This window comes from Streptomyces gottesmaniae (genome assembly GCF_031845845.1).
Lineage (GTDB): Bacteria > Actinomycetota > Actinomycetes > Streptomycetales > Streptomycetaceae > Streptomyces > Streptomyces akebiae.
This window is the reverse complement of record NZ_JAVRFJ010000002.1, coordinates 164,692-185,572: the sequence shown is the minus strand read 5'-3', so window position 1 is coordinate 185,572 and position 20,881 is coordinate 164,692. Positions and strand designations below refer to the sequence as shown.

Annotated in this window: 16 protein-coding genes; 4 read left to right on the top strand and 12 right to left on the bottom strand. The window is 68.0% G+C overall.

Annotation, left to right across the window (positions count from 1 at the left end; all coding sequences use genetic code 11):
* Positions 1 to 205 precede the first annotated feature (205 nt).
* Complete coding sequence (locus tag RM704_RS03265; protein ID WP_033525527.1) at positions 206 to 2,362, top strand: S9 family peptidase; 2,157 nt, start codon at positions 206 to 208, stop codon at positions 2,360 to 2,362.
* Between the two features lie 159 nt (positions 2,363 to 2,521).
* Here the strand turns inward: RM704_RS03265 and RM704_RS03260 are convergent, their stop codons facing one another.
* Genes RM704_RS03260 through RM704_RS03240 form a run of 5 tightly spaced genes read right to left on the bottom strand, consistent with a single transcriptional unit; the run spans position 2,522 to position 8,166 of the window.
* Positions 2,522 to 3,601 (bottom strand): ABC transporter ATP-binding protein, encoded by a 1,080-nt coding sequence (locus RM704_RS03260; protein ID WP_033525528.1) that lies wholly within the window; start codon positions 3,599 to 3,601, stop codon positions 2,522 to 2,524.
* A complete protein-coding gene (locus RM704_RS03255; protein WP_033525529.1) occupies positions 3,582 to 4,577 on the bottom strand; it encodes an ABC transporter ATP-binding protein in 996 nt (331 codons plus the stop codon). Before RM704_RS03255 ends, RM704_RS03260 begins: the two co-directional genes overlap by 20 nt.
* Before the next feature lie 9 nt (positions 4,578 to 4,586).
* Positions 4,587 to 5,600 (bottom strand): ABC transporter permease, encoded by a 1,014-nt coding sequence (locus RM704_RS03250; protein ID WP_033525530.1) that lies wholly within the window; start codon positions 5,598 to 5,600, stop codon positions 4,587 to 4,589.
* The gene (locus RM704_RS03245) at positions 5,593 to 6,516 is read right to left on the bottom strand and encodes an ABC transporter permease (protein WP_033525531.1); all 924 of its coding nucleotides are present in this window, start codon (positions 6,514 to 6,516) and stop codon (positions 5,593 to 5,595) included. The genes RM704_RS03250 and RM704_RS03245 overlap by 8 nt, the downstream gene beginning before the upstream one ends.
* Before the next feature lie 6 nt (positions 6,517 to 6,522).
* Entirely contained in the window at positions 6,523 to 8,166 is a 1,644-nt protein-coding gene (locus tag RM704_RS03240; RefSeq protein ID WP_033525532.1) for a peptide ABC transporter substrate-binding protein, read from the bottom strand.
* Between the two features lie 377 nt (positions 8,167 to 8,543).
* On the opposite strand from RM704_RS03240, the gene RM704_RS03235 reads away from it, so the two are divergent.
* From RM704_RS03235 to RM704_RS03225, 3 genes are read left to right on the top strand one after another with little or no spacing between them, the layout of a single operon-like run.
* The gene (locus tag RM704_RS03235; RefSeq protein ID WP_033525533.1) at positions 8,544 to 9,548 is read left to right on the top strand and encodes an ABC transporter permease; all 1,005 of its coding nucleotides are present in this window, start codon (positions 8,544 to 8,546) and stop codon (positions 9,546 to 9,548) included.
* 44 nt (positions 9,549 to 9,592) lie between these two features.
* A complete protein-coding gene (locus RM704_RS03230) occupies positions 9,593 to 11,383 on the top strand; it encodes an ABC transporter substrate-binding protein (protein ID WP_033525534.1) in 1,791 nt (596 codons plus the stop codon).
* A 23-nt stretch (positions 11,384 to 11,406) separates the two neighbouring features.
* Positions 11,407 to 12,390 (top strand): ABC transporter permease, encoded by a 984-nt coding sequence (locus RM704_RS03225; protein ID WP_033525535.1) that lies wholly within the window; start codon positions 11,407 to 11,409, stop codon positions 12,388 to 12,390.
* Between the two features lie 358 nt (positions 12,391 to 12,748).
* Here RM704_RS03225 and RM704_RS03220 read toward each other — a convergent pair whose 3' ends face one another.
* The 7 genes from RM704_RS03220 to RM704_RS03190 form a co-directional block, all read right to left on the bottom strand.
* Complete coding sequence (locus tag RM704_RS03220) at positions 12,749 to 13,132, bottom strand: VOC family protein (RefSeq protein WP_033525536.1); 384 nt, start codon at positions 13,130 to 13,132, stop codon at positions 12,749 to 12,751.
* 151 nt (positions 13,133 to 13,283) lie between these two features.
* Positions 13,284 to 13,955, bottom strand: a complete 672-nt coding sequence (locus tag RM704_RS03215) for an HAD-IA family hydrolase (protein WP_052145841.1) — start codon at positions 13,953 to 13,955, stop codon at positions 13,284 to 13,286.
* A 228-nt stretch (positions 13,956 to 14,183) separates the two neighbouring features.
* Positions 14,184 to 15,326 carry an ABC transporter ATP-binding protein gene (locus RM704_RS03210; RefSeq protein ID WP_033525537.1) on the bottom strand — a complete coding sequence of 381 codons (1,143 nt, stop codon included), beginning with the start codon at positions 15,324 to 15,326 and terminating at the stop codon, positions 14,184 to 14,186.
* Positions 15,327 to 15,339: 13 nt separating this feature from the next.
* Positions 15,340 to 16,401: an ABC transporter ATP-binding protein gene (locus RM704_RS03205; protein ID WP_033525538.1), complete on the bottom strand. Its 1,062-nt coding sequence runs from the start codon at positions 16,399 to 16,401 to the stop codon at positions 15,340 to 15,342.
* A 10-nt stretch (positions 16,402 to 16,411) separates the two neighbouring features.
* On the bottom strand, positions 16,412 to 17,389 hold the full coding sequence (locus tag RM704_RS03200; RefSeq protein ID WP_033525539.1) for an ABC transporter permease: 978 nt from the start codon (positions 17,387 to 17,389) through the stop codon (positions 16,412 to 16,414).
* Between the two features lie 108 nt (positions 17,390 to 17,497).
* The gene (locus tag RM704_RS03195) at positions 17,498 to 19,300 is read right to left on the bottom strand and encodes an ABC transporter substrate-binding protein (RefSeq protein WP_033525540.1); all 1,803 of its coding nucleotides are present in this window, start codon (positions 19,298 to 19,300) and stop codon (positions 17,498 to 17,500) included.
* Between the two features lie 104 nt (positions 19,301 to 19,404).
* On the bottom strand, positions 19,405 to 20,445 hold the full coding sequence (locus tag RM704_RS03190; protein WP_033525541.1) for an ABC transporter permease: 1,041 nt from the start codon (positions 20,443 to 20,445) through the stop codon (positions 19,405 to 19,407).
* Positions 20,446 to 20,881: the final 436 nt, after the last annotated feature.

The following is a 20,881-nucleotide window of genomic DNA, read 5'->3' as shown; positions in this document are numbered from 1 at the left end:
CCCTGGGACCTGGGGAGCGAAGCAGTTTGTCGAAGGCTGACGGCGGGGGCCGTCGTCAACCGGTGACGTGGGTGACGCAGTTGTAAATCCATACAGCGGCCAGCAGGTTCATACCCACCCAGCGGTAGTGATCATAACTATCCATACGCGCGCATCGGTCGGCGCACGGCCGCACAAGGGGGCGCATGGCCAATATGGTCGGGGCATGACGACCCAGCCCGAGTCCTTCCCTCGCCGACACGCCCGGACCCAACGTTTCTCCCTCGGCGCGCCGAGGGCTTTCTCCGTCGCACCGGACGGTTCCCGCGTGGCGTTTCTGCGGTCCTCGTCCGGCACCGACCGCGCCAACAAGCTGTGGGTGCTGGACCTCGGGGACGGCGCCGGGCGGAGCGAGACGGGGGTCCCCCGGGCCGAAGGCCGGGAGAGGGTGGCGGCCGACCCGGGGGCACTGCTGGCCGGGTCCTCCGAGGAGTTGTCGGCACAGGAGCGCGCGCGGCGTGAGCGCCTGCGTGAGGGCGGCGCCGGGATCGTCGGCTACGCCACGGACGCGGCCGTGGAGTTGGCCTCTTTCGCCTTGTCAGGGCGGCTTTTCGTGGCCGAGCTGCGGGCCGGGACGGCACGTGAACTGGACGTTCCCGGACCGGTGATCGATCCCCGCCCCTCGCCCGACGGCCGGTACGTCGCGTACGTCGCCCGGGGCGGGCTGCGGGTGGTCGGGATCGAGGGCGGTGAGGACCTGGCGCTCAGCGAGGAGGGGGCGGGGAACGTCACCCACGGTCTGGCCGAGTTCATCGCAGCGGAGGAGATGGGCCGTTCACGGGGCTTCTGGTGGTCGCCGGAGTCGGACCGGCTGCTGGTGGCGCGCGTGGACGACACGCCGGTGCGCCGCTGGTGGATCTCGGACCCGGCGCAGCCGGAAAGGGACCCGCAGCAGGTGGCGTACCCGGTGGCCGGAACCGCCAACGCGGAGGTGCGGCTCTTCGTGATCGACCTCGCCGGGGCGCGCACGGAGGTCCTGTGGGACCGGGCCCGTTACCCGTATCTGGCGCATGTGCACTGGTCAGCGGCGGGTGCGCCGCTGATCCTGGTGCAGGCGCGGGACCAGCTCAGCCAGTTGTACCTGGCCGTGGACCCGGATTCCGGGGCGACCCGGATGGTGCACGCCGACGAAGATCCACATTGGCTTGATCTTTTCCCTGGAGTGCCCGCGTGGAGTCCGTCGGGCCGGCTCGTGCGTGTCGCGGACGAGGGCGGCGCGCGGGTGCTGGCCGTCGGCGAACGCCCGCTGACCGGGCCGCAGTTGCACGTCCGCGCGGTGCTCGACGTCGCGGACGCGGATGTGCTGGTCTCCGCCTCGGCGGGTGAGGCGGCGGCCGATCCGGAGATCGGCGAGATCCACGTCTACCGCGTGAACGAGCTGGGCATGGAGCGCGTCTCCCAGGAGCCCGGCGTGCACTCCGCCGTGCGCGCCGGGGGCGTGACCGTGCTCGTCTCGGCCGTTCCGGGGCGGGCCGGTGCTCAGGTTCAGGTACTGCGCGACGGCAAGCGGGTGGCGACCGTGGCATCGTGCGCGGAAGATCCCGGTATGTCACCGCGCGTGCACTTCACACAGGGGGGCGCACGCCGCGTACCGTGCGCCCTGCTTATGCCGAGCGACTACGACGGGGTCACACCCCTCCCGGTGCTCATGGACCCCTACGGCGGTCCGCACGGCCCCCGGGTGCTCGCCGCGCACAACGCGCACCTCACCTCGCAGTGGTTCGCCGACCAGGGTTTCGCGGTGGTCGTGGCCGACGGACGCGGCACCCCCGGCCGCTCCCCCGCCTGGGAGAAGGAGATCGACGGGGACTTCACGCTCTCCTTGGACGACCAGGTGGAGGCGCTGCACGACCTGGCGAAGTCGCATCCGCTGGACCTCACCCGGGTCGCGATCCGCGGCTGGTCGTACGGCGGCTGGCTGGCGGCCCTCGCGGTGCTCCGCCGCCCGGACGTCTTCCACGCCGGCATCGCGGGCGCCCCGGTCACCGACTGGCGGCTGTACGACACGCACTACACCGAGCGGTATCTGGGCGACCCGGCGAAGAACGCGGCGGCCTACGCGAGGAGTTCACTGATCACGGACGAGGGCCTGTCCTCGCCCGCCGAGCCGCACCGCCCGCTGATGATCGTGCACGGCACCGCCGACGACAACGTGGTCTTCGCCCACGCGCTGCGCCTGTCCTCCGCGCTCCTCGCGGCCGGCCGCCCCCACGAGGTGCTGCCGCTCTCGGGTGTCACCCACATCACCCCGCAGGAACAGGTCGCGGAGAACCTGCTGTTGCTCCAGGTCGACTTCCTCAAGCGTTCGCTGGGCCCGGCCTAGCCGGGAGCGGCACGGCAACGGGCCGGGGCTACATGGCGAGCCCCGGCCCGTTTACGGCACCCGCACGGCCGTACGCGTTGTAGATTCGCGCGTCCGTATATCGGAACCGCGTCAGCCAAGTTGCCTGCGTGTTAAAGCATTTGGTGTGGATTTGTAGGCTTATTCCGCCTCATCCGCAAGATCGTCCGTCGGCTCCTCCGGCGGCACGACCTGTTTCTCCTCCGCGAAATGGCAGGCCGAGTCATGGGCGGCCGGGCCGGTGGTGAGCCGGAACTCCGCGGGGACCGCCAGCAGCGGCACCTCCAGCGCACAGCGCTCCTGGGCCTTCCAGCACCGCGTGCGGAAGCGGCACCCGGAGGGAATGTTCGTCGGGGAGGGCACGTCGCCGAAGAGGATGATCCGTTCCCGGTGCTCGCGGGCCTCGGGGTCCGGGACGGGCACGGCGGAGAGCAGCGCCTGCGTATAGGGGTGCGTCGGATGGTCGTAGATCTCGGCGTCGCGGCCGATCTCCACGATCCGCCCCAGGTACATCACACCGACCCGGTCGGAGATGTGCCGCACGATGGACAGGTCGTGGGCGATGAAGACGTACGACAGTCCGAACTCGCCCTGGAGGCGGTCCAGCAGGTTGATGACCTGGGCCTGGACGGAGACGTCCAGGGCGGAGACGGGTTCGTCGGCGACGATGATCTCGGGACGCAGCGCCAACCCCCGGGCGATGCCGATGCGTTGGCGCTGGCCGCCGGAGAACTGGTGCGGATAGCGGTTGATGTACTCGGGGTTGAGGCCGACCACGTCGAGGAGTTCCTGCACCCGGCGCCGGCGGTCGCCCTTGGGCGCGACCTCGGGGTGGATGTCGTACGGCTCCCCGATGATGTCGCCCACGGTCATCCGGGGGTTGAGGGAGGTGTACGGGTCCTGGAAGACCATCTGGATGTTGCGGCGGACGGTCTTGAGCGCCCTGCCCGAGAGCTTGGTGATGTCCTCGCCCTTGTAGCGGATCGATCCGGCGGTCGGCCGTTCCAGGTGGACCAGCATCTTGGCGACCGTGGACTTGCCGCATCCGGACTCGCCGACGATGCCGAGGGTCTCGCCCCTGCCGAGGGCGAAATCGACGCCGTCGACCGCCTTCACGGCGCCCACCTGCTTCTTGAAGAGGATGCCCTCGGTGAGCGGGTAGTGCTTGACCAGGCCGCTGACCTCCAGGATCGGCTCGGCCTCAGCGGTGGTGGTGGTCATCGAGGCACTCCCTCCAGAAGTGGCAGGCGCTCATCCGGATCCCGTCCGCCGGCTCCACGTCGTACAGCGGGGGCACGTCGGTCCGGCACACGTCGCGGGCCATCGGGCAGCGGGGGTTGAAGGCGCAGCCTGGCGGGATGTTCATCAGGTTGGGCGGCAGGCCCTTGATCGCGTACAGCTCCTGGCCCTTCTGGTCCAGGCGCGGGATCGAGTCGAGCAGGCCGCGCGTGTACGGGTGGGCCGGGGCCTTGTAGATGTCGTGGACGGGGGCGGACTCCACGATCCGGCCCGCGTACATCACGGCGATGCGGTCGGCGACGTCCGCGACCACACCGAGGTCGTGGGTGATGAGGATGAGCCCCATGTTCAGCTCGCGCCGGAGTTCGGCGAGGAGGTCCATGACCTGGGCCTGGACGGTGACGTCCAGCGCGGTCGTCGGTTCGTCGGCGATGATCAGCGCGGGTTCGAGGGCCAGCGCCATGGCGATCATGATGCGCTGGCGCATGCCGCCGGAGAACTGGTGCGGGTAGTCCCGTACGCGCTCCTTGGCGGCCGGGATACGGACCCTGTCCATCAGCTCGACGGCCTTGGTCCGGGCGTCCTTCTTGGACATGCCCCGGTGCACGACGAACATCTCGCCCAGCTGGTCGCCGACGGAGAGGACGGGATTGAGGGAGGACAGGGCGTCCTGGAAGATCATCGCCATCTCGGCGCCCCGGACCTTGCGGCGTTCGTCCTCCTTGAGCTTCAGCAGGTCCCGGCCCTTGAAGAGGATCTCACCGCCGGTGATCCTGCCGGGCGGCATGTCGAGGATGCCCATGATCGCCTGCGCGGTGACCGACTTCCCCGAGCCGGACTCCCCCAGCACGGCCAGCGTCTGCCCTTCGTCCACCCCGTAGTCGACCCCGTTGACGGCCTTGGCGACCCCGTCCCGGGTGCGGAACTCCACGTGCAGACCACGCACTTCGAGCAGCATGGCGGCGGCTCACCTCAGCTTCGGATCGAGGGCGTCGCGCACCGCGTCGCCCAGCATGATGAACGCCAGGACGGTGATCGCCAGGGCCCCGGAGGGCCACAGCAGGGCGTGGGGGGCGTTGCGGATGTACGGGGAGGCGGCGGAGATGTCGATACCCCAGGAGACGCTGGGCGGTTTCAGGCCGACGCCGAGGTAGGACAGGGTCGCCTCCAGGGCGATGTAGGTACCGAGGGCGATGGTGGCCACGACGATGACCGGGGCGACGGCGTTGGGCGTGATGTGGCGCAGCAGCATGCGGGAGTTGGAGGCGCCGAGGGCGCGGGCGGCCTGGACGTAGTCGTTCTGTTTGGCGGTGATGACCGAGCCCCGGGCGATACGGGAGATCTGCGGCCAGCCCAGCAGCACCATGAAGCCGATCACGGGCCAGATGCTGTTGCTGGTGACCACGGAGAGCAGCACCAGACCGCCGAGGACCACCGGGATCGCGAAGAAGACGTCGGTGATCCGGGACAGGATCGAGTCCGAGAGGCCACCGAAGAACCCGGCGAGCCCGCCCAGCACCGACCCGAGGATCGCGACGCCGAGCGTGGCGCAGACGCCGACGGCGATGGAGATCCGCGCCCCGTAGACGGTACGGGTGTACACGTCGCAGCCCTGGCCGTCGTACCCGAACGGGTGGCCGGGTTGTGCGCCCTCCTGGGCCTTGGAGAGGTCGCACTTGAGGGGGTTGCCGGAGGCGATCAGCGACGGCCACAGGGAGATGACGACCAGGAAGAGGATCACCAGGGCCGAGATGATGAAGACGGGGTTGCGCCGCAGGTCGCGCCAGGCGTCGGACCAGAGGCTGCGCGCCTTGTCGGAGGGTCCGCCCAGGTCGGCGTTGCCGAGCCCCTTCTCCAAGGTCTCCCCCTCGGTGGTGGCGAGGTCCATCCGGCCGTCCAGTCCCGTCGCGGCGATCGCCCCGTCCTCGGCGGCGCGTTGACCGCCCGAGACGTGCGGCTCCTCGGGCAGCGGCTCAGGCATAGCGGATCCTCGGGTCGAGTACGGCGTAGAGGAGGTCGACGAGCAGGTTGGCGATGAGGAACACCAGGACGAGGACGGTCACGAAGCCGACGACGGTCTGGGTGTTCTGGCGGAGGATGCCCTGGTAGAGCTGGTATCCGACACCGTGGATGTTGAAGATCCGCTCGGTGACGATGGCGCCGCCCATCAGCGCGCCGATGTCGGTGCCGATGAAGGTGACCACCGGGATCAGGGAGTTCCGCAGGAGGTGTTTGCGGATCACCCGGTGCCGGGGCAGTCCCTTGGCGACGGCGGTGCGGACGTAGTCGGCGCGGGTGTTCTCCGCGATGGACGTCCGGGTCAGGCGGGTCACGTACGCGAGGGAGACGGAGGCGAGGACGAGCCCGGGCACGATCAGCTCGTCGAAGGTGGCGTCGGAGGAGACGGACGGACTGATCCAGCCCCACTCCACGCCGAGCAGCAGCTGGAGCAGCAGACCGGTGACGAAGGTGGGGACCGAGATGACGACCAGGGTGATCACCAGGGCCCCGGTGTCGACGGGCCGCCCGCGCCGCAGGCCGGTGACGACACCGAGGGTGATGCCGATGACGATCTCGAAGAGGATCGCGACGATCGTCAGCCGGATGGTGACGGGGAAGGCGGAGGCCATCAGCTCGGTGACCTCCTGCCCGTTGAACGCGGTGCCGAAGTCGCCGGTGAAGACGTTGCCCATGTAGGTCAGGTACTGCTGCCCCACGGGCTTGTCGAGGCCGAACTCCCGTCTGAGCTGGGCGGCCGTCGCCGGATCGCACTCCCGGTCGCCGCAGAGGCCCGCGATGGGGTCGCCCATCACGTTCACCATCAGGAAGATCAGGAGGGTGGCGCCCACGAAGACCGGGATCATCTGGAGCAGGCGCCGGGCGACATACCGTCCCATGGGACGTCAGCCGACCTTGATCTGGTCGTACACCGGCACGCTGAACGGGTTCAGGGCGACGTCGGAGAGGCGCGCCGAGTAGCCCGCGCTGCCGTTCTGGTACCAGAGCGGGATGGCGGCCATGTTGTCCCGGACGACCTCCTCGGCCTTCTGGAACGTCTCCACCGCCTTGGCGGTGTCGGACTCGGCGTTGGCCTGGTCGACGAGCTTGTCGAACTCGGCGTTGGACCACTTGCCGTCGTTGGAGGAGGCGTTGGTGTAGTACAGCGGCTGCAGGAAGTTCTGGATGAGCGGGTAGTCCATCTGCCAGCCGGCACGGAACGGGCCGCTCATCTTCCGCTGGGTGATCTGGTTGCGGTAGTCGGCGAAGGTGCCGACCGGGTTGCCGACGCACGCCTTGTCGTTGTCGAGGGCGTTGTTGATGGAGTTGCAGACGGCGTCGACCCACTGCTTGTGGGAGCCGGTGTCCGCGTTGTACGTGATCTTGACCTGGCCGCCGGGGAGGCCCCCGCCCTCCTGGATCAGCTTCTTGGCCACGTCCGCGTCGTACTCGCAGGCCTCACCGCACAGGCCCTCCTTGTAGCCGCCCTCCTCGCCGAGGACGGGGGAGGTCCAGTCGGTGGCGGGCGTGCGGGTCTTCTGGAAGATGGTGTCGGTGATCTGGTCGCGGTCGATGGCCCGCGAGAGCCCTTCACGGACCTTGTCCGAGCCCTCCTTGTTCCAGTTCTCGTCGTAGAACGGGAAGGACAGGGTCTGGATGATGCCGGCCGGGGTGTTGATGTACCGGTCGCCGAGGTCGGCCTCGACGTTCTTCAGCTGGGCGGCGGGGACGTCGTCGACGAGGTCGAGGTTGCCCGCCATCAGGTCGGTGTAGGCGGTGTTGTTGTCGGTGTAGACCTTGAGGTCCACGCCGCCGTTCTGCGCCTTGTCCTCGCCCGGGTAGTCGTCCCACTTGCGCACCGACAGCTGGGAGCCCTTGGTGTAGGAGTCGACGGCGTACGGGCCGTTGCCGACGGGCTTGGCGAGCCAGGCGTCGTGGTCGGTGAAGAACGACTGCGGCAGCGGGGCGAAGGCGTTGTAGCCGAGGGTGTCGGGGAAGGTCGAGAACTTCTGGGTGAGCCTGACCGTGAAGGTGTTCTCGTCGACGACCTTCAGCCCGGAGAGGGTGTCGGCGGTCTGCTTGCCGCCGTCGTCCGGGTGGGTCTTGTCGTAGCCCTCGATGTACTCGAAGAAGTACGCGTTCTTCTGGTTGTTCTTCAGGCTCGCCCCGTAGTTCCAGGCGTCCACGAAGGACTTGGCGGTGACCTTCTCGCCGTTCTGGAAGGTCCAGCCGTCCTTGACGGTGATGGTGAAGTTCTGCGAGTCGGTCGTCTCGATGGTCTCGGCGAGCATGTCCTTCGCCTCGCCGGTCTTGGGGTCGTACCGCTTCAGCCCGCGGAAGATCATGTCCAGCACCTTGCCGCCCTGCACCTCGTTGGTGTTGGCCGGCTCCAGCGGGTTCTGCGGGTCGCCCCAGGAGGAGCTGAGCACCGCGCCGGTGTCACCGCTGCCGCTGCCGCCGTCGCTGTCGTCCCCGCCCCCGCAGGCGGTCGCGGCGAGAGCCATCGCCGCCGCGCCGGCGATCCATCGGGCGTGCGTGGCTCCACGCATCGGTGCCTCCTCGTCCTACGTGCGCGATCTTCTTGTTACCGGACAATATCGACGCATAGTGCGCATAGCGCATATCTGGGGGACCGAATGGGGGCGTCGGCGAGTGCGGCCGAGTGGCGCTTCTCGCGCCCCTTGAAGGCGTGGGGCGCACCCGGTGCCGTCAAGGGATGCGGGGAACTGCGCGAGCCACCACGAACCATCCGCACCCGCCGACGAAACAGGCGCCCACCCACCCCTCTCACGACCCCCCAAATCCCGAAGAGCCGGTAAGAGAAGGGTTCGCCCCAGTAAGAGCGGGGTCGGCAATCCCCCTCCCCTTGGTCAAACCCACCACAACCGCATTGACCCGACCCCGACCACGGTTGAAGGGTCACGTCATGGGGACCACACCCGCACTCACCGCCGCCCCCTTCGAGACGGCACCCACCACCCCGCACCGCACCGGCGGCACCAGCTCACCCGGCCGGATCGCCTGGCGGCGCTTCCGCCGGGACCGGGCCGGTGTCGTGTCGGCCTACGTCGTCCTGCTGTTCTTCGCCACCGCGATCGCCGCCCCCCTGATCGCGAAGCTCTACGGCAGGAACCCGTACACGACGTACGGGCAGAACCAGCCGGGCCTGCTGAACCAGTTCGGCTTCCCCGTGGCCCCGAACGGCGGCGTGAGCGGCGACTTCTGGTTCGGCGTCGAACCTCAGCTCGGCCGTGACGTCTTCACCCTCCTCCTCTACGGCGTCCGCAATTCCCTGCTGATCGCCACGGTGACGACCCTCCTGGTCACGGGCCTCGGCATCGTGGTCGGCGTGACGGCGGGGTATCTCGGCGGCCGCGTCGACAACCTCGTCGGCCGGATCGTCGACATCCTGCTGGCCTTCCCCTCCACGCTGTTCTTCATCGCCATGTGGCCGGTGCTGCTCTCGATCCTGGTCCCGCCCGACGAGAACACCCCGACCTGGCTGACGGTGGTCAGCCTCATCTCGGTGATGACCGCCTTCGGCTGGGCGCCCGTCGCCCGGCTGCTGCGTGGGGAGGTACTGGCCCTGCGCGAGCGGGAGTTCGTGGAGGCGGCCAAGGTCACCGGCGCCTCCCCCGCCCGGATCGTCCTCCGGGAGCTGCTGCCCAACCTGTGGACGCCGGTCCTCATCCAGTCGACCCTCGCGCTGCCGATGTACGTCACGACCGAGGCGGCCCTCGCCTTCCTCGGCGTCGGCCTCAGCGACCCCACCCCGGACTGGGGCGTGATGATCCAGCGCGGCGCGCAGGTCTACCAGAGCGACATCACGTACATGCTCTTCCCCGGCCTCTCGATGGTGATCTTCGTGATCGCCTTCAACCTCCTCGGCGACTCGGTCCGCGACGCGCTGGACCCGAAGACCGGGCGCTGAACCCCGCCCCGAAGCTCCTTCTCCCTGATTCAGGCAGGACACCCATGTCGATCTCCCGCAGAAACTTCGTCATCGCAAGCTCGGTCGCGACGGCCGGCGGCTCCCTGGTCCTCAGCGCGTGCAGCAGCGGCGGCGGGGGCGGTACCACGGGGAGTGGCACAGCCTCCGGCTCGGCCGCCACCTACTCCAAGGTCGCGGTGGGCACCGCGACGGACTCCACCGGCCCGGCGCCGGAGATCGCGGGTGCCCGCAAGGGCGGCACGATCCATCCGATCGGCCCGGACGACTTCTCCCACCTGGACCCGCAGCGCATCTACTTCGCGTGGAACTCCACGGTCGCGAACCTCTACGTCCGCTGCCTCACCGGCTACAAGATCGCCTCCGACGGCTCGATGAAGCTGGTCGGCGATCTCGCCACCGACCCCGGCACCATGGCGGACGGCGGCAGGACCTGGACGTTCACCCTCAAGGACGGCCTGAAGTGGGAGGACGGCAGCGAGCTGACCGTCGAGGACGTACGGCACGGCATCGAGCGCGGTTTCGCGAGCTTCACCACCGAGGGCGCCACCTACGTCCAGACCTGGCTGACCGGCTCGCACGACTTCCGGTCCGTCTACAAGGGCCCGTACGGCGGCAAGCACCTCTCCTCCGTCGTCACGGACACCGCGAGGAGGACCATCACCTTCCACCTGAAGACGGCCCGTCCCGACCTCAACTGGGCGTTGGCGATGCACTCCTACGGTGCCGTGCCGGTCGCGCACGACAGCAAGGAGAAGTACGACAAGGACCCGGTCTCCTGCGGCCCGTACCGGATCAGGCAGCACTCGGTCGACAAGTCCCTGACGCTGGTGCGCAACACCCACTGGGACCCGAGGACGGACGCGATCCGCAACGCCTACCCGGACTCCGTCGTCTTCGAGTTCGGCCCCGAGGCCCTCCCGGCCACCGACCGGCTGATCGCCGACTCGGGAACCGACCGGTACGCGGTCATGGCCTACAGCGGGGTGCCCGCCGAGCGCATCCAGAAGGTGATCAGCGACAGCACGCTGGAGTCCCGCACCGTCGACGGTCTGCTGACCGGCCTGTACTACTACGCCGTCAACTGCCGCCGCATCAAGGACGTCCGGGTCCGCCAGGCCCTCAACCACGCCTGGCCGCTGGAGCAGATCCGCTCCATCTACGGCGGCCCGTCGGCCGGTGACTACGCGACGACCATCCTCAGCCCGGACATCGCGGGCCGGGTGAAGTTCGACGTCTACGGCAAGCTGAAGAACCCGCGCGGCGACACGGCGAAGGCGAAGGCGCTGCTGAAGGCGGCCGGCAAGCTCGGCCAGAAGATCGTCTACACCTATCCGCAGGGCTCCAACGACGCGTACGACAAGACCAAGGTCGTCATCGTCAACGCCCTGAAGGAGGCGGGCTTCGACCCGGTGGTCAAGGCCGTGGAGTCGACGAGCTACTACGACCAAGTGGGCCAGATCGACAACCAGTTCGACGTGATGTGGTACGGCTGGTCCCCCGACTGGCCCGCCGCCTACACCCTCATCCAGCCGCTCTTCGACGGCACCACGATCGCCGACAACGCCCCCAACGTCTCCCAGCTGAACGTGGGCTGGGTCAACGCGGCGATCAAGAAGGACGCGACCCTCACGGACACCGCGAAGGAGAACGCCGCCTGGGCGGCACTGGACAGGGAGATCATGGCCAAGGAGGCGCCGATCATCCCGGAGACCTATCAGCGGCGCTACTACCTGTACGGCTCGAAGGTGGGCGGCGCCCAGTTCGACCCGCTCTTCTCGGCGTTCATCATCCACAAGCTGTACGCCAAGGCCTGAGCGGACCCGGGACCCGCGCAGCCATGCTCCGCTTCGTCGCACGCAGGACACTGAGCGCGCTGCTGATCCTGCTGATCATCAGCGCCATCACCTTCCTCCTCTTCTACGTCGCCCCGCGCGACCCCGCCCGCGCCGCCTGCGGCAAACTGTGCACCCCGCAGACGCTCGCACTGGTCCGGCACAACCTCGGCATCGCCGATCCCCTGCCCGTCCAGTACTGGCACTGGCTGACGGGGGTCTTCGCCGGCCGGGACTACGCCGGGCTCGGCCACTGCCCCGCCCCCTGTCTGGGCTACTCCTTCACCAACCACGAACCGGTGCTCGGCCTGATCACCGACCGCTTTCCGACCACGCTCTCCCTCGCCCTCGGCAGCACGGTCGTCTTCGTCGTGTTCGGCGTGGGCACCGGCATGATCGCGGCGGTCGAGCAGGGCAGGGCACTGGACAAGATCGCCTCGTCGGCGTCCCTGGTCGGCTCGTCGCTCCAGATCTACATCGTCGGCGTGGTGGCGATGTACTACCTCTCCGACCAGTGGGGCCTGCTCCCGCGCCCCTCGGACGCCGTGGGCCTCACCCAGGACCCGCTGACCTGGTTCAAGGGCCTCCTCCTGCCCTGGCTGGTCCTCGCGATCATCTTCACCGCCAACTACACCCGGATGACCCGCTCCCAGCTCGTGGAGAGCCTCGCCGAGGACTACGTCCGCACGGCCCGCGCCAAGGGCATGTCCCGGCCCACGGTCTTCTTCCGCCACGCGTGGCGCGGCGCCATGGGCCCCGTCGTCACCATTCTCGGCCTCGACATCGGCTACCTCCTGGGCGGCGCCATCATCACCGAGGAGACCTTCGGCCTGCACGGCATCGGCGCCCTGTCCATCAAGGCCGTCCGCGACAACGACCTGCCCCTGCTCCTCGGCGTCGTCCTCGTCGCGGCCACGGCGATCGTCATCGCGAACATCGTGGTCGACGCGGTGTACGCGCTGATCGATCCCCGGGTACGGCTGGCCTAAACGGCGAAGAAAAGGGCCCGGGTCCGTGGAGAGACGGACCCGGGCCTTTCCGCAGTGCGCATTCCCGGTGGATCCCCCGTTGACCCACCAGTGAATTCACCCTGCGAGCACGACCGGGAAATCGGTCACTTCAGGGAGTACTTGACGATGTAAGTCATCCCGAGTGCACCAGACGGTCTTCGCGTCCAGTCATGCAGGTCAGCACAGCGAGGAGCAGAGCCGCGACCATTCCGGCGATATTTCTTTTCTGATCCTCATTCAGCTGTCCCCGTTTCCCCGTTACCTTCCCACCGGAAGGTGTCCTCTTTCTATCAGCGAACTCACGGGCCTCGCACGCAACTTGAGCAACAACTGAGCTTCAGCCCAACTCACCGCGCTCCACGCAGAATTCATTGCCTTCGGGGTCGGCCATCAGCACCCAGCCGCCGCCGTCGGGGCGGGTGTGGTCGGCGACCACCCGGGCGCCCAGCGCGACCGCCCGCTCGACCTCCTCGGCACGGGTACGGCCTCGAGGCTTGAGGTCGAAGTGGATCCGGTTCTTGACCGTCTTACCCTCGGGCACCCGGACGAACAGCAACCGCGGCCCACCGGCCGGATCCGCGATCAGCGCCTCCGGGTCACCGGGTTTGTCGTCGTCGGCCAAGGGCCGGCCGAGCAGTTCGCTCCAGAAGAGAGCGACGTCGTACGGGTCGGCCGTGCAGTCGAAGGTGAGGCTGTGGATGGCGGGAGGCGTGGGGCTCAACTGGTTCTCCGTCGTGAGTGGGTGTGCGTGTGGGGCGTCCGTGGGCCGCCGGCCCGGGTCGGGACGGCGTCGCCGACGGGGCCTCGGGCGCGGACCAGGGCTCGGTCACGGACCAGGGTCTCGCCGCCCGCCACGGCCCGCCACCGATTTCCTACCGGGCACAGGCTCCGCCCACAGCCCGCAGCACGGCCCCCGCCGCCTCCCTCAGCGACCCGAAACACCCGTGCGCGCCTCGGAGTTCGTCTGGGCTGTGCGTAGACGCCACCGCGTACACCGTGCAGCCGGCCGCGAGCCCCGCCGCGACGCCCGCCGGCGCGTCCTCGACGACCAGGCACCGGCGCGGATCGACACCCAGACGCGCGGCGGCGGTCAGACAGCCCTCGGGCGACGGCTTGCCCTCGGAGACGTCCTCGGCGCACACCCGGACCTCGGGCACGATGAGCCCCGTACGCGCCAGCCGGGCAGCGGTCGGCCCGGCACGGCTGGAGGTGACGACGGCCCAGCGGCCCGGCGGCAGGGCGCGCAGCAGCCCGGCGGCCCCGGCGAAGGCCCGGATGCCGGGCTCCTCGGCGGCCATCAGCCGGTCCAGGGCCCGGTGTTCGCCGACCGGGTCCCGCTCCGGGGCCAGCGATCTCAGGATGTCGGCCCGTCGGCGCCCCTGCGTGGCCTGCCACACGGCCTCGGGGTCCAGCCCCCGCTCCCGTGCCCAGGCCCGCCAGACCCTGCCGTGTGCGTCGGCGGTGTCGAGCAGCACACCGTCCACGTCGAAGAGGACGGCGGCCGCCGTACCGTCGCCGATCGGTCCCCCGGAAGCCGTCCTCATCTGCTCGCACGCCCCCGTCGACAGCAGCTCCGCACGGAAGAGGGCCCGCCGTACCGCGCCGACGGCCCCGTCACCGGGACCACCACCGTCGTACGACGAGCCCTCGAAGACTCCAACGAGCCGTACTCGAACCGACCGGACTCGGCCGGGCCGAATCCGATCGCCCGAACCCGATCGGACGAACTGGCCTCGCCGGTCCACCCCTTGGGGCCAGTCCGAGCCTTGGCGTCAGTCCTTGGCGATCTTCGCGCCCGACCCCTCCGGCGCGCTGTCCTCCAACGCCTTGAGCGCCGGGTCCAGCACGACGTCCTCGGCGCGGGCCTCGGTCGTCGGGTCCTCCGGGAAGTGGCAGGCCGTCAGGTGGCCGGCCAGGTTGCCGGAGAGCTGGACCAGCGGCGGCTCCTCGGAGGCGCACTTGTCCTGGGCCTTCCAGCAGCGCGTGCGGAAGCGGCAGCCGGACGGCGGCGCGATCGGCGAGGGCACGTCACCGGCGAGCCGGATCCGCTCCTTCACCTCGACCTCGTCGTCGATCGCCACCTCGGGCACCGCCGAGAGCAGCGCGTGGGTGTACGGGTGCCGGGGCCGGTTGTAGAGCGAGTCACGGTCGGCGACCTCGACGATCTTGCCGAGGTACATCACCGCGACGCGCTTCGAGAAGTGCCGGACGATGGCGAGGTCGTGGGCGATGAACAGGAACGCGATGCCCAGCTCGTCCTGGACCTTCTGGAGCAGGTTGACGACCTGCGCCTGGATCGACACGTCCAGCGCCGAGACCGGCTCGTCCGCGACGATCAGCTTCGGGTTCAGGGCGAGCGCGCGGGCGACACCGATGCGCTGGCGCTGACCGCCGGAGAACTCGTGCGGGAAGCGGTTGTAGTGCTCCGGGTTGAGACCGACCAGTTCGAGGAGCTCGCGGACCTTCTTCTCCCGGCCGCCCTCAGGATTGATCCCGTTGACCTCCATCGGCGACTTGATGATCGTGCCGACCGTCTGCCGCGGGTTGAGGGAGGAGTACGGGTCCTGGAAGATCATCTGGATCTCGGACCGCACCGGCGCCAACTGCTTGCGCGAGGCGTGCGTGATGTCCTGGCCCCTGTAGGTGATCTTCCCGCCGGTGGGCTCCAGCAGCCGGGTGATCAGCCGTCCGGTGGTCGACTTGCCGCAGCCGGACTCACCGACGAGACCGACGCTCTCGCCGACCCCGACGGTCAGGTCGATGCCGTCCACGGCCTGGACGGCGCCGACCTTGCGTTTGATCGGGAAGCCGCCGTAGATGGGGAAGTGTTTCGTCAGGCCCTCGACCTTGAGGAGTGTTTCGGCCGCGGTGTCCTTGGAGCCCTGCTGTATGGGGAGGGTGAGGTTGTCGCTCATGTCTCGGTTCTCCCTAGCGCAGCCGGGGCTGGATCTTGTCGATGAAGATGGTCTGCTTCTGGTCCGCCGTCAGGTGGCAGGCAGAGGCACGCCCCTCGCCGAGCGGCGGCCGCTCCGTGCTGCAGCGGTTGCCGGTGACCTCACCGGTGAACGCGCAGCGCGGGTGGAACGGGCAGCCGGTGGGCGGGTTGAGCAGGCTGGGCGGGGAGCCGGGGATCGGGGTGAGCGCCTGCCCGGTGTCGCCGCCGAGGCGGGGCATCGAGCTGAGCAGACCCCAGGTGTAGGGGTGCTTGGGCTCGCGCAGCACCTCGCGGACGCTGCCGCGCTCCACGGCCCGGCCCGAGTACATCACCAGCAGGTCGTCGGCCATGTCGGAGATGACGCCGAGGTCGTGGGTGATGAAGATGATCGCGGAGCCGAACTCCTGCTGGAGGTCCTTGAGCAGGTCGAGGATCTGCGCCTGCACCGTCACGTCGAGCGCGGTGGTCGGCTCGTCCGCGATCAGCAGGTCGGGGTCGCAGACGAGAGCCATGGCGATCATGGCGCGCTGACGCATACCGCCGGAGAACTGGTGCGGGTAGTCGTCCACGCGGCTCTGCGGGTGGGGGATGCCGACCTTGGCCAGCATCTCGATCGCCCGCTGCCGGGCCTCCTTCTTGGAGGCGCCGGTGTGCTTCATGTACGGCTCGGCGATCTGCCGGCCCACCGTGTAGTACGGCGAGAGCGCCGTCAGCGGGTCCTGGAAGATCATCGCCACCTTGTTGCCGCGGAGCTGCTCCAGCTCCTTCTCCTTGGCGGTGACGAGTTCCTTCCCGTCGAGGATGATCTCGCCCTCGACGGTGGTGGTCTTGGGGTTGTGCAGACCGAGGACGGTCAGGTTGGTCACGGACTTGCCGGAGCCCGACTCACCCACGATGCCCAGCGTCTTGCCGCGCTCGACGTCGAAGGAGAGCCCGTCGACGGCCTTGACTATGCCGTCCTCGGTGGAGAACCGCACCCGCAGGTCGCGGACCGAGAGGAAGGCCTCCGGCCCGGTCGGGGCCTTCTCACCTTCGGTCTTGGTCAGAGTGGTCACGGTATTTCTCCTAGCTGAGGCGCACGCGCGGGTCGATGTAGGCGTAGGCGATGTCCACGATGATGTTCAGCATCAGGATGAAGAACGCGCCGAACAGCATCACGCCCATCGTCAGCGGGATGTCCTTGTCCATCGACGACCTGACCGCAAGACGGCCGACTCCGGCGAGGTCGAAGGTGAACTCCGTGACCACCGCGCCGGACAACAGCGCGCTCAGGTCCATGCCGATGATGGTGACGATCGGGATGAGCGAACCACGCCAGGCATAACGGAAGAATACGTACCGCTGCTTCATGCCCTTGGCCCGGGCCGTGCGGACGTGTTCCTCCGAGAGCTGCTCGATCATGGTCGAGCGGGCCATACGCGTGTACTGGGCGGTGAAGATGGTCGCCATCACGGCCCAGGGAATCAGCAGGCCCATGAGCCAGCCCGCCGGATCCTCGGTGAACGGCACGTACTTGGGGCTCTCCATCCAGCCGGTGCTGTAGACGAAGATGCCGAGGACGATCGGGCCGAGGAAGTAGATCTGGAACGAGCTGAGCACCATCGAGGCGCCGCTGACGGCCTTGTCGATCATCGTGCCGCGCTTCCAGGCTGCGAGCAGACCGGAACCGAGGCCCACCACCAGGAAGATGACCAGGCCGCCGAGGGTCAGCGACAGGGTGAGGGGGAAGCTGTCGATGATGGAGTCCCAGACGAACTCACCGCTCTGGAACGACATACCCAGGCATGGCGCCGAGCAGTGCCCCACCGGGAAGTCCCGGCCGACGACGATGCCGGACATGAACTCCCAGAACTGCGTGGTGATGGGCTTGTCGAGGCCGAGGTTCTCTCTGATGACCGCGATGTTCTCGGGCGAGCAGTTCTTACCGCAGGACAGCTGCGCGAAGTCTTGGGGGATCGTATAGAACAGGAAGAAGGTGAAGGCGCCGATCAGGAACATGGTGACGACGGCGCCGATCAGCCTGCGGATGAGGAACTGAAGCATGGCGGGTGGATGCTCTCTTCGAAAACGCGGCGGTCGGAGGGGGTGGTACCGACCGCGGGGGTGCGCTCCGCCTGGCGCACACCCCCGCGGATCAGCCGGGCTGACGGATTACGGCTGCTTCAGGAACAGGTCGTTGATGTCGATGTAGCTCGACTCCGTGCTGTACCGCGCACCACCGATGTTCGATCCGAAGAGCTGGATCTGCTTCGAGTAGTAGACCGGGGCGGCCGGGTTGATCTCCTCCACGATGCGGTGGTGAGCCTCTTCCCACGTCTTGGCCGCGGCCTCGGGCTCCTCGGTCAGAGCCTTCTTGATCAGCGCGTCGACCTTGGCGTCCTTGATGTGGGAGTAGTTCGAGCCACCGTCGGCGACCAGGGTGCCGTCGTAGACCGGGGTGATGACCGTGGACGGGGAGGACCAGTCCTGGCCCCAACCGGTCATGTAGAGGTCGAACGGGTTGTCCAGCTTGCCGATCTGCTCGTAGAAGCTCGCCCGGTCGATCTCCTTGGCCTGGACGTCGAAGCCGAGCTTGGCCAGCGTGTCCTTGATGATCACCATCTGGGCCTGGCCGCGCGGGGTGTTGGAGTAGGCGTAGGTGAGCTTGGTGCCGTCCTTGACACCCGCCTCCTTGAGCAGCTCCTTGGCCTTGTCCAGGTCACCGTTGGGCTTCTTCAGCTTGCCGAACGGGTCGTAGGACTTGTCGTAGCCCGGCAGGGTCGGGGCCATCAGGCCACCGGCGATCTCACCGCCGTAGCGGCCACCGTCGGCCTGGACCATGGCCTGGGACGGGATCGCGTAGGTGATCGCGTCGCGGACCTTCTTGTCCTTCATGTTGGCGCTGTCGAGGTTGAAGGTCATCTGCCACACGTAGGGCTGGTAGCCCTGGATCGTGCGCTTCTTGGCAGCGGCGTCACCGATGACCGTGGACAGCTGGGCCGGGTCCACCGAGTCCGTGAACTGGATGGCGTTCTTGGCCTCGCCCTGGTCGGCGATCAGACGCTTGGTCTGGCTGGGCTGGTCGATGGTGGTGGTGAACTGGTAGCCGTCGACGTACTGGTGGCGCACCGAGTCCGTCTTCTCGTCCCACTGGTCGTTCTTGACCAGGGTCAGCGACTTGCCCGCCTTGTACTCGGAGATCTTGTACGGGCCGAGGGCCGCGGGGGCCTTGTCGTACTTCTCCTTCGTGTCCTGCTTCTCGGGCACGATGGCGTAGCCGGCCATGGCGAGGGCCTGCGGCAGGTCCGGGCGCGGCTGGTCGAAGTGGAAGACGACCGTCTTGTCGTCCGGGGTCTCCAGGACGGAGTCCGGCAGGTGCTTGCCCTTGTACGGGCCGTCCGGCAGCGCCTTGCGGTAGTCGGCGCCCGACAGCCAGCTCTGGATGTACGTCGGGCCGTCGAAGATGACCTTGGAGTACTGGCGCTCGATGGTGTGACGGACGTCCGCCGAGGTGATGGCGTTGCCGTCCTCGTCCTTGATGCCGTCCTTGAGCGTGTACGTCCAGGTCTTGCCGCCGTCGGAGGACTTGCCGGAGTCGGTGGCGATGTCACCGACGACCGTCAGGTTGCCCTTGTCGTCCTCCTGGTAGTTCGTCAGACCGCGGTGGAGCAGGTTGGCGATCTGACCGGCATCGGAGACGTAGATCTGACCCGGGTCCAGGTGGGTCATGTCCGACTGCGCGTAGACGTTGATGACACCGCCGGGCTTGGCACCCTTGACCGGCTCGGCCGGGCCGGTGGAGGCGGCGGCGTCACCGTAGGCGACAGGCTTCGACTGCTCGGCGGCGTCTTCCTGGGACTTGGAGTTGTCCTTCGTGTTGCTCTTGCCGTTGTCCGCGCAGCCGGCCAGCGCGAGCGAGCCGGCCACGAGGGCGACGGCCACGGCGCGCGTGGTGCGGTTTCTGATGGGCTTCATGATGCCTATGCACCTACCTGTCGATTGTTGTCCACGAGTACTGCCTGACGGCCCGGGATGAACCCGGATCGGGGGTGGCAGTCCCCCCACCCACCAATGGACGATTACCGTCCGGTCTTGGGGTCGAATGCGTCCCGGACGGAGTCGCCGAGAAGGTTGAAGCAGAGCACGAAGACCACCATCGCCACGCCCGGGAAGACCATGAACATCGGGTCCTGCTCGTAGACATCGGCGCCGATGGCGAACATGCGGCCCCAGTCGGGGGTGGGCTCGACGAAGCCGACACCGACGAACGAGAGGAAGGCGATGGAGAGGATCGTGCTGGGCAGGATGTACGTGCCCTGCACCAGGATCGGGGTGACGATGTTCGGCAGGATCTCCTTGCGGACGATGCGCCAGGGCGAGGCCCCGGACACCTTGGCCGCCTCCACGAACTCGCGCTCACGGAGCGAGAGCACCGAGCTGCGGACCAGACGGGCCAGGCCCATCCAACCGAGGAACCACATCACCAGGATGATGGCCACGGCACGCAGGTACGTCGGCGTCTCGTCCTTCGGGTCGACGAACAGCGCGGTGACCACGGGCATGAAGGCGATGAAGAACAGCTGCTGGGGGAAGCCGAGGAAGAAGTCGGTGACCCGGCCCACCCAGTAGTCGACGCGACCGCCGAAGTAGCCGCCGACCATGCCGATGAGGACTCCGGTGATCACACTCGCCAGCGTGACGATGACCGCCATGTACAGCGAAGTCCGCATCCCGTACAGCAGCATCGTGAACACGTCGCGGCCCAGCTTCGGCTCGACGCCGAACCAGAAGTCACCCGACATGCCACCGAAGGAACCGGTGGGCATCGCGAAGTCGTCGAGCAGGAACGGGTAGTCGGGCTCCTGCGCGTACAGCGTGTACGGGTTCTTGCCGTACAGCGCCGAGATGACCGGCGCGAGCGCCGCGATGACGAAGAAGAAAATCACTACGCACGCGGAGATGACTCCAGTACGGTCCCGCTTGAACCGTTGCCACATCAACTGCCCGGGGGAACGACCCTCAAGCTTCTTCTCACCCTTGGCGACCTCGGCGGTCGTCTCGAGCTCGGGGTCCAAGGCGACCGCGGACCCGGAGCCCTCGGCCTTGGTTGGACTGGTCATGTCTGTTCTTCCCCCGGGGGGTTGGAGAGTTGAGCGCAGCACAGATACCGGCAGGTTCTGTGGTTTGGGGGAACTTTCGCCAAACGGGTCAACGCGCGTCAAGGGCGGAAGGCATAGGGATCTCCCTACCGTCCATATTTTGAGCAAAAATTGCAAAGATTGACACCTGGTCGCGCTTGACAGGTGAGACAAGAAACCGGCGAATCGGACATACGCGGAACGATTTTTGTTTACATGTCCGAAACTTGATCGCTGCAACACCGATATCCGAACAGCGGCACACAGCCGACAGACAGTCAACCGAAGGACCCCGGCCGGAAGTCCAGCCTCCCTTGCGCGCCCTTCGCAACCTCCCCGGAATCCCCAACATCCCCATGGGACCTCCCCTGTATGCGAATACACCTGAAGCCCGACCCTCCACGGGCCGGGGAACCGG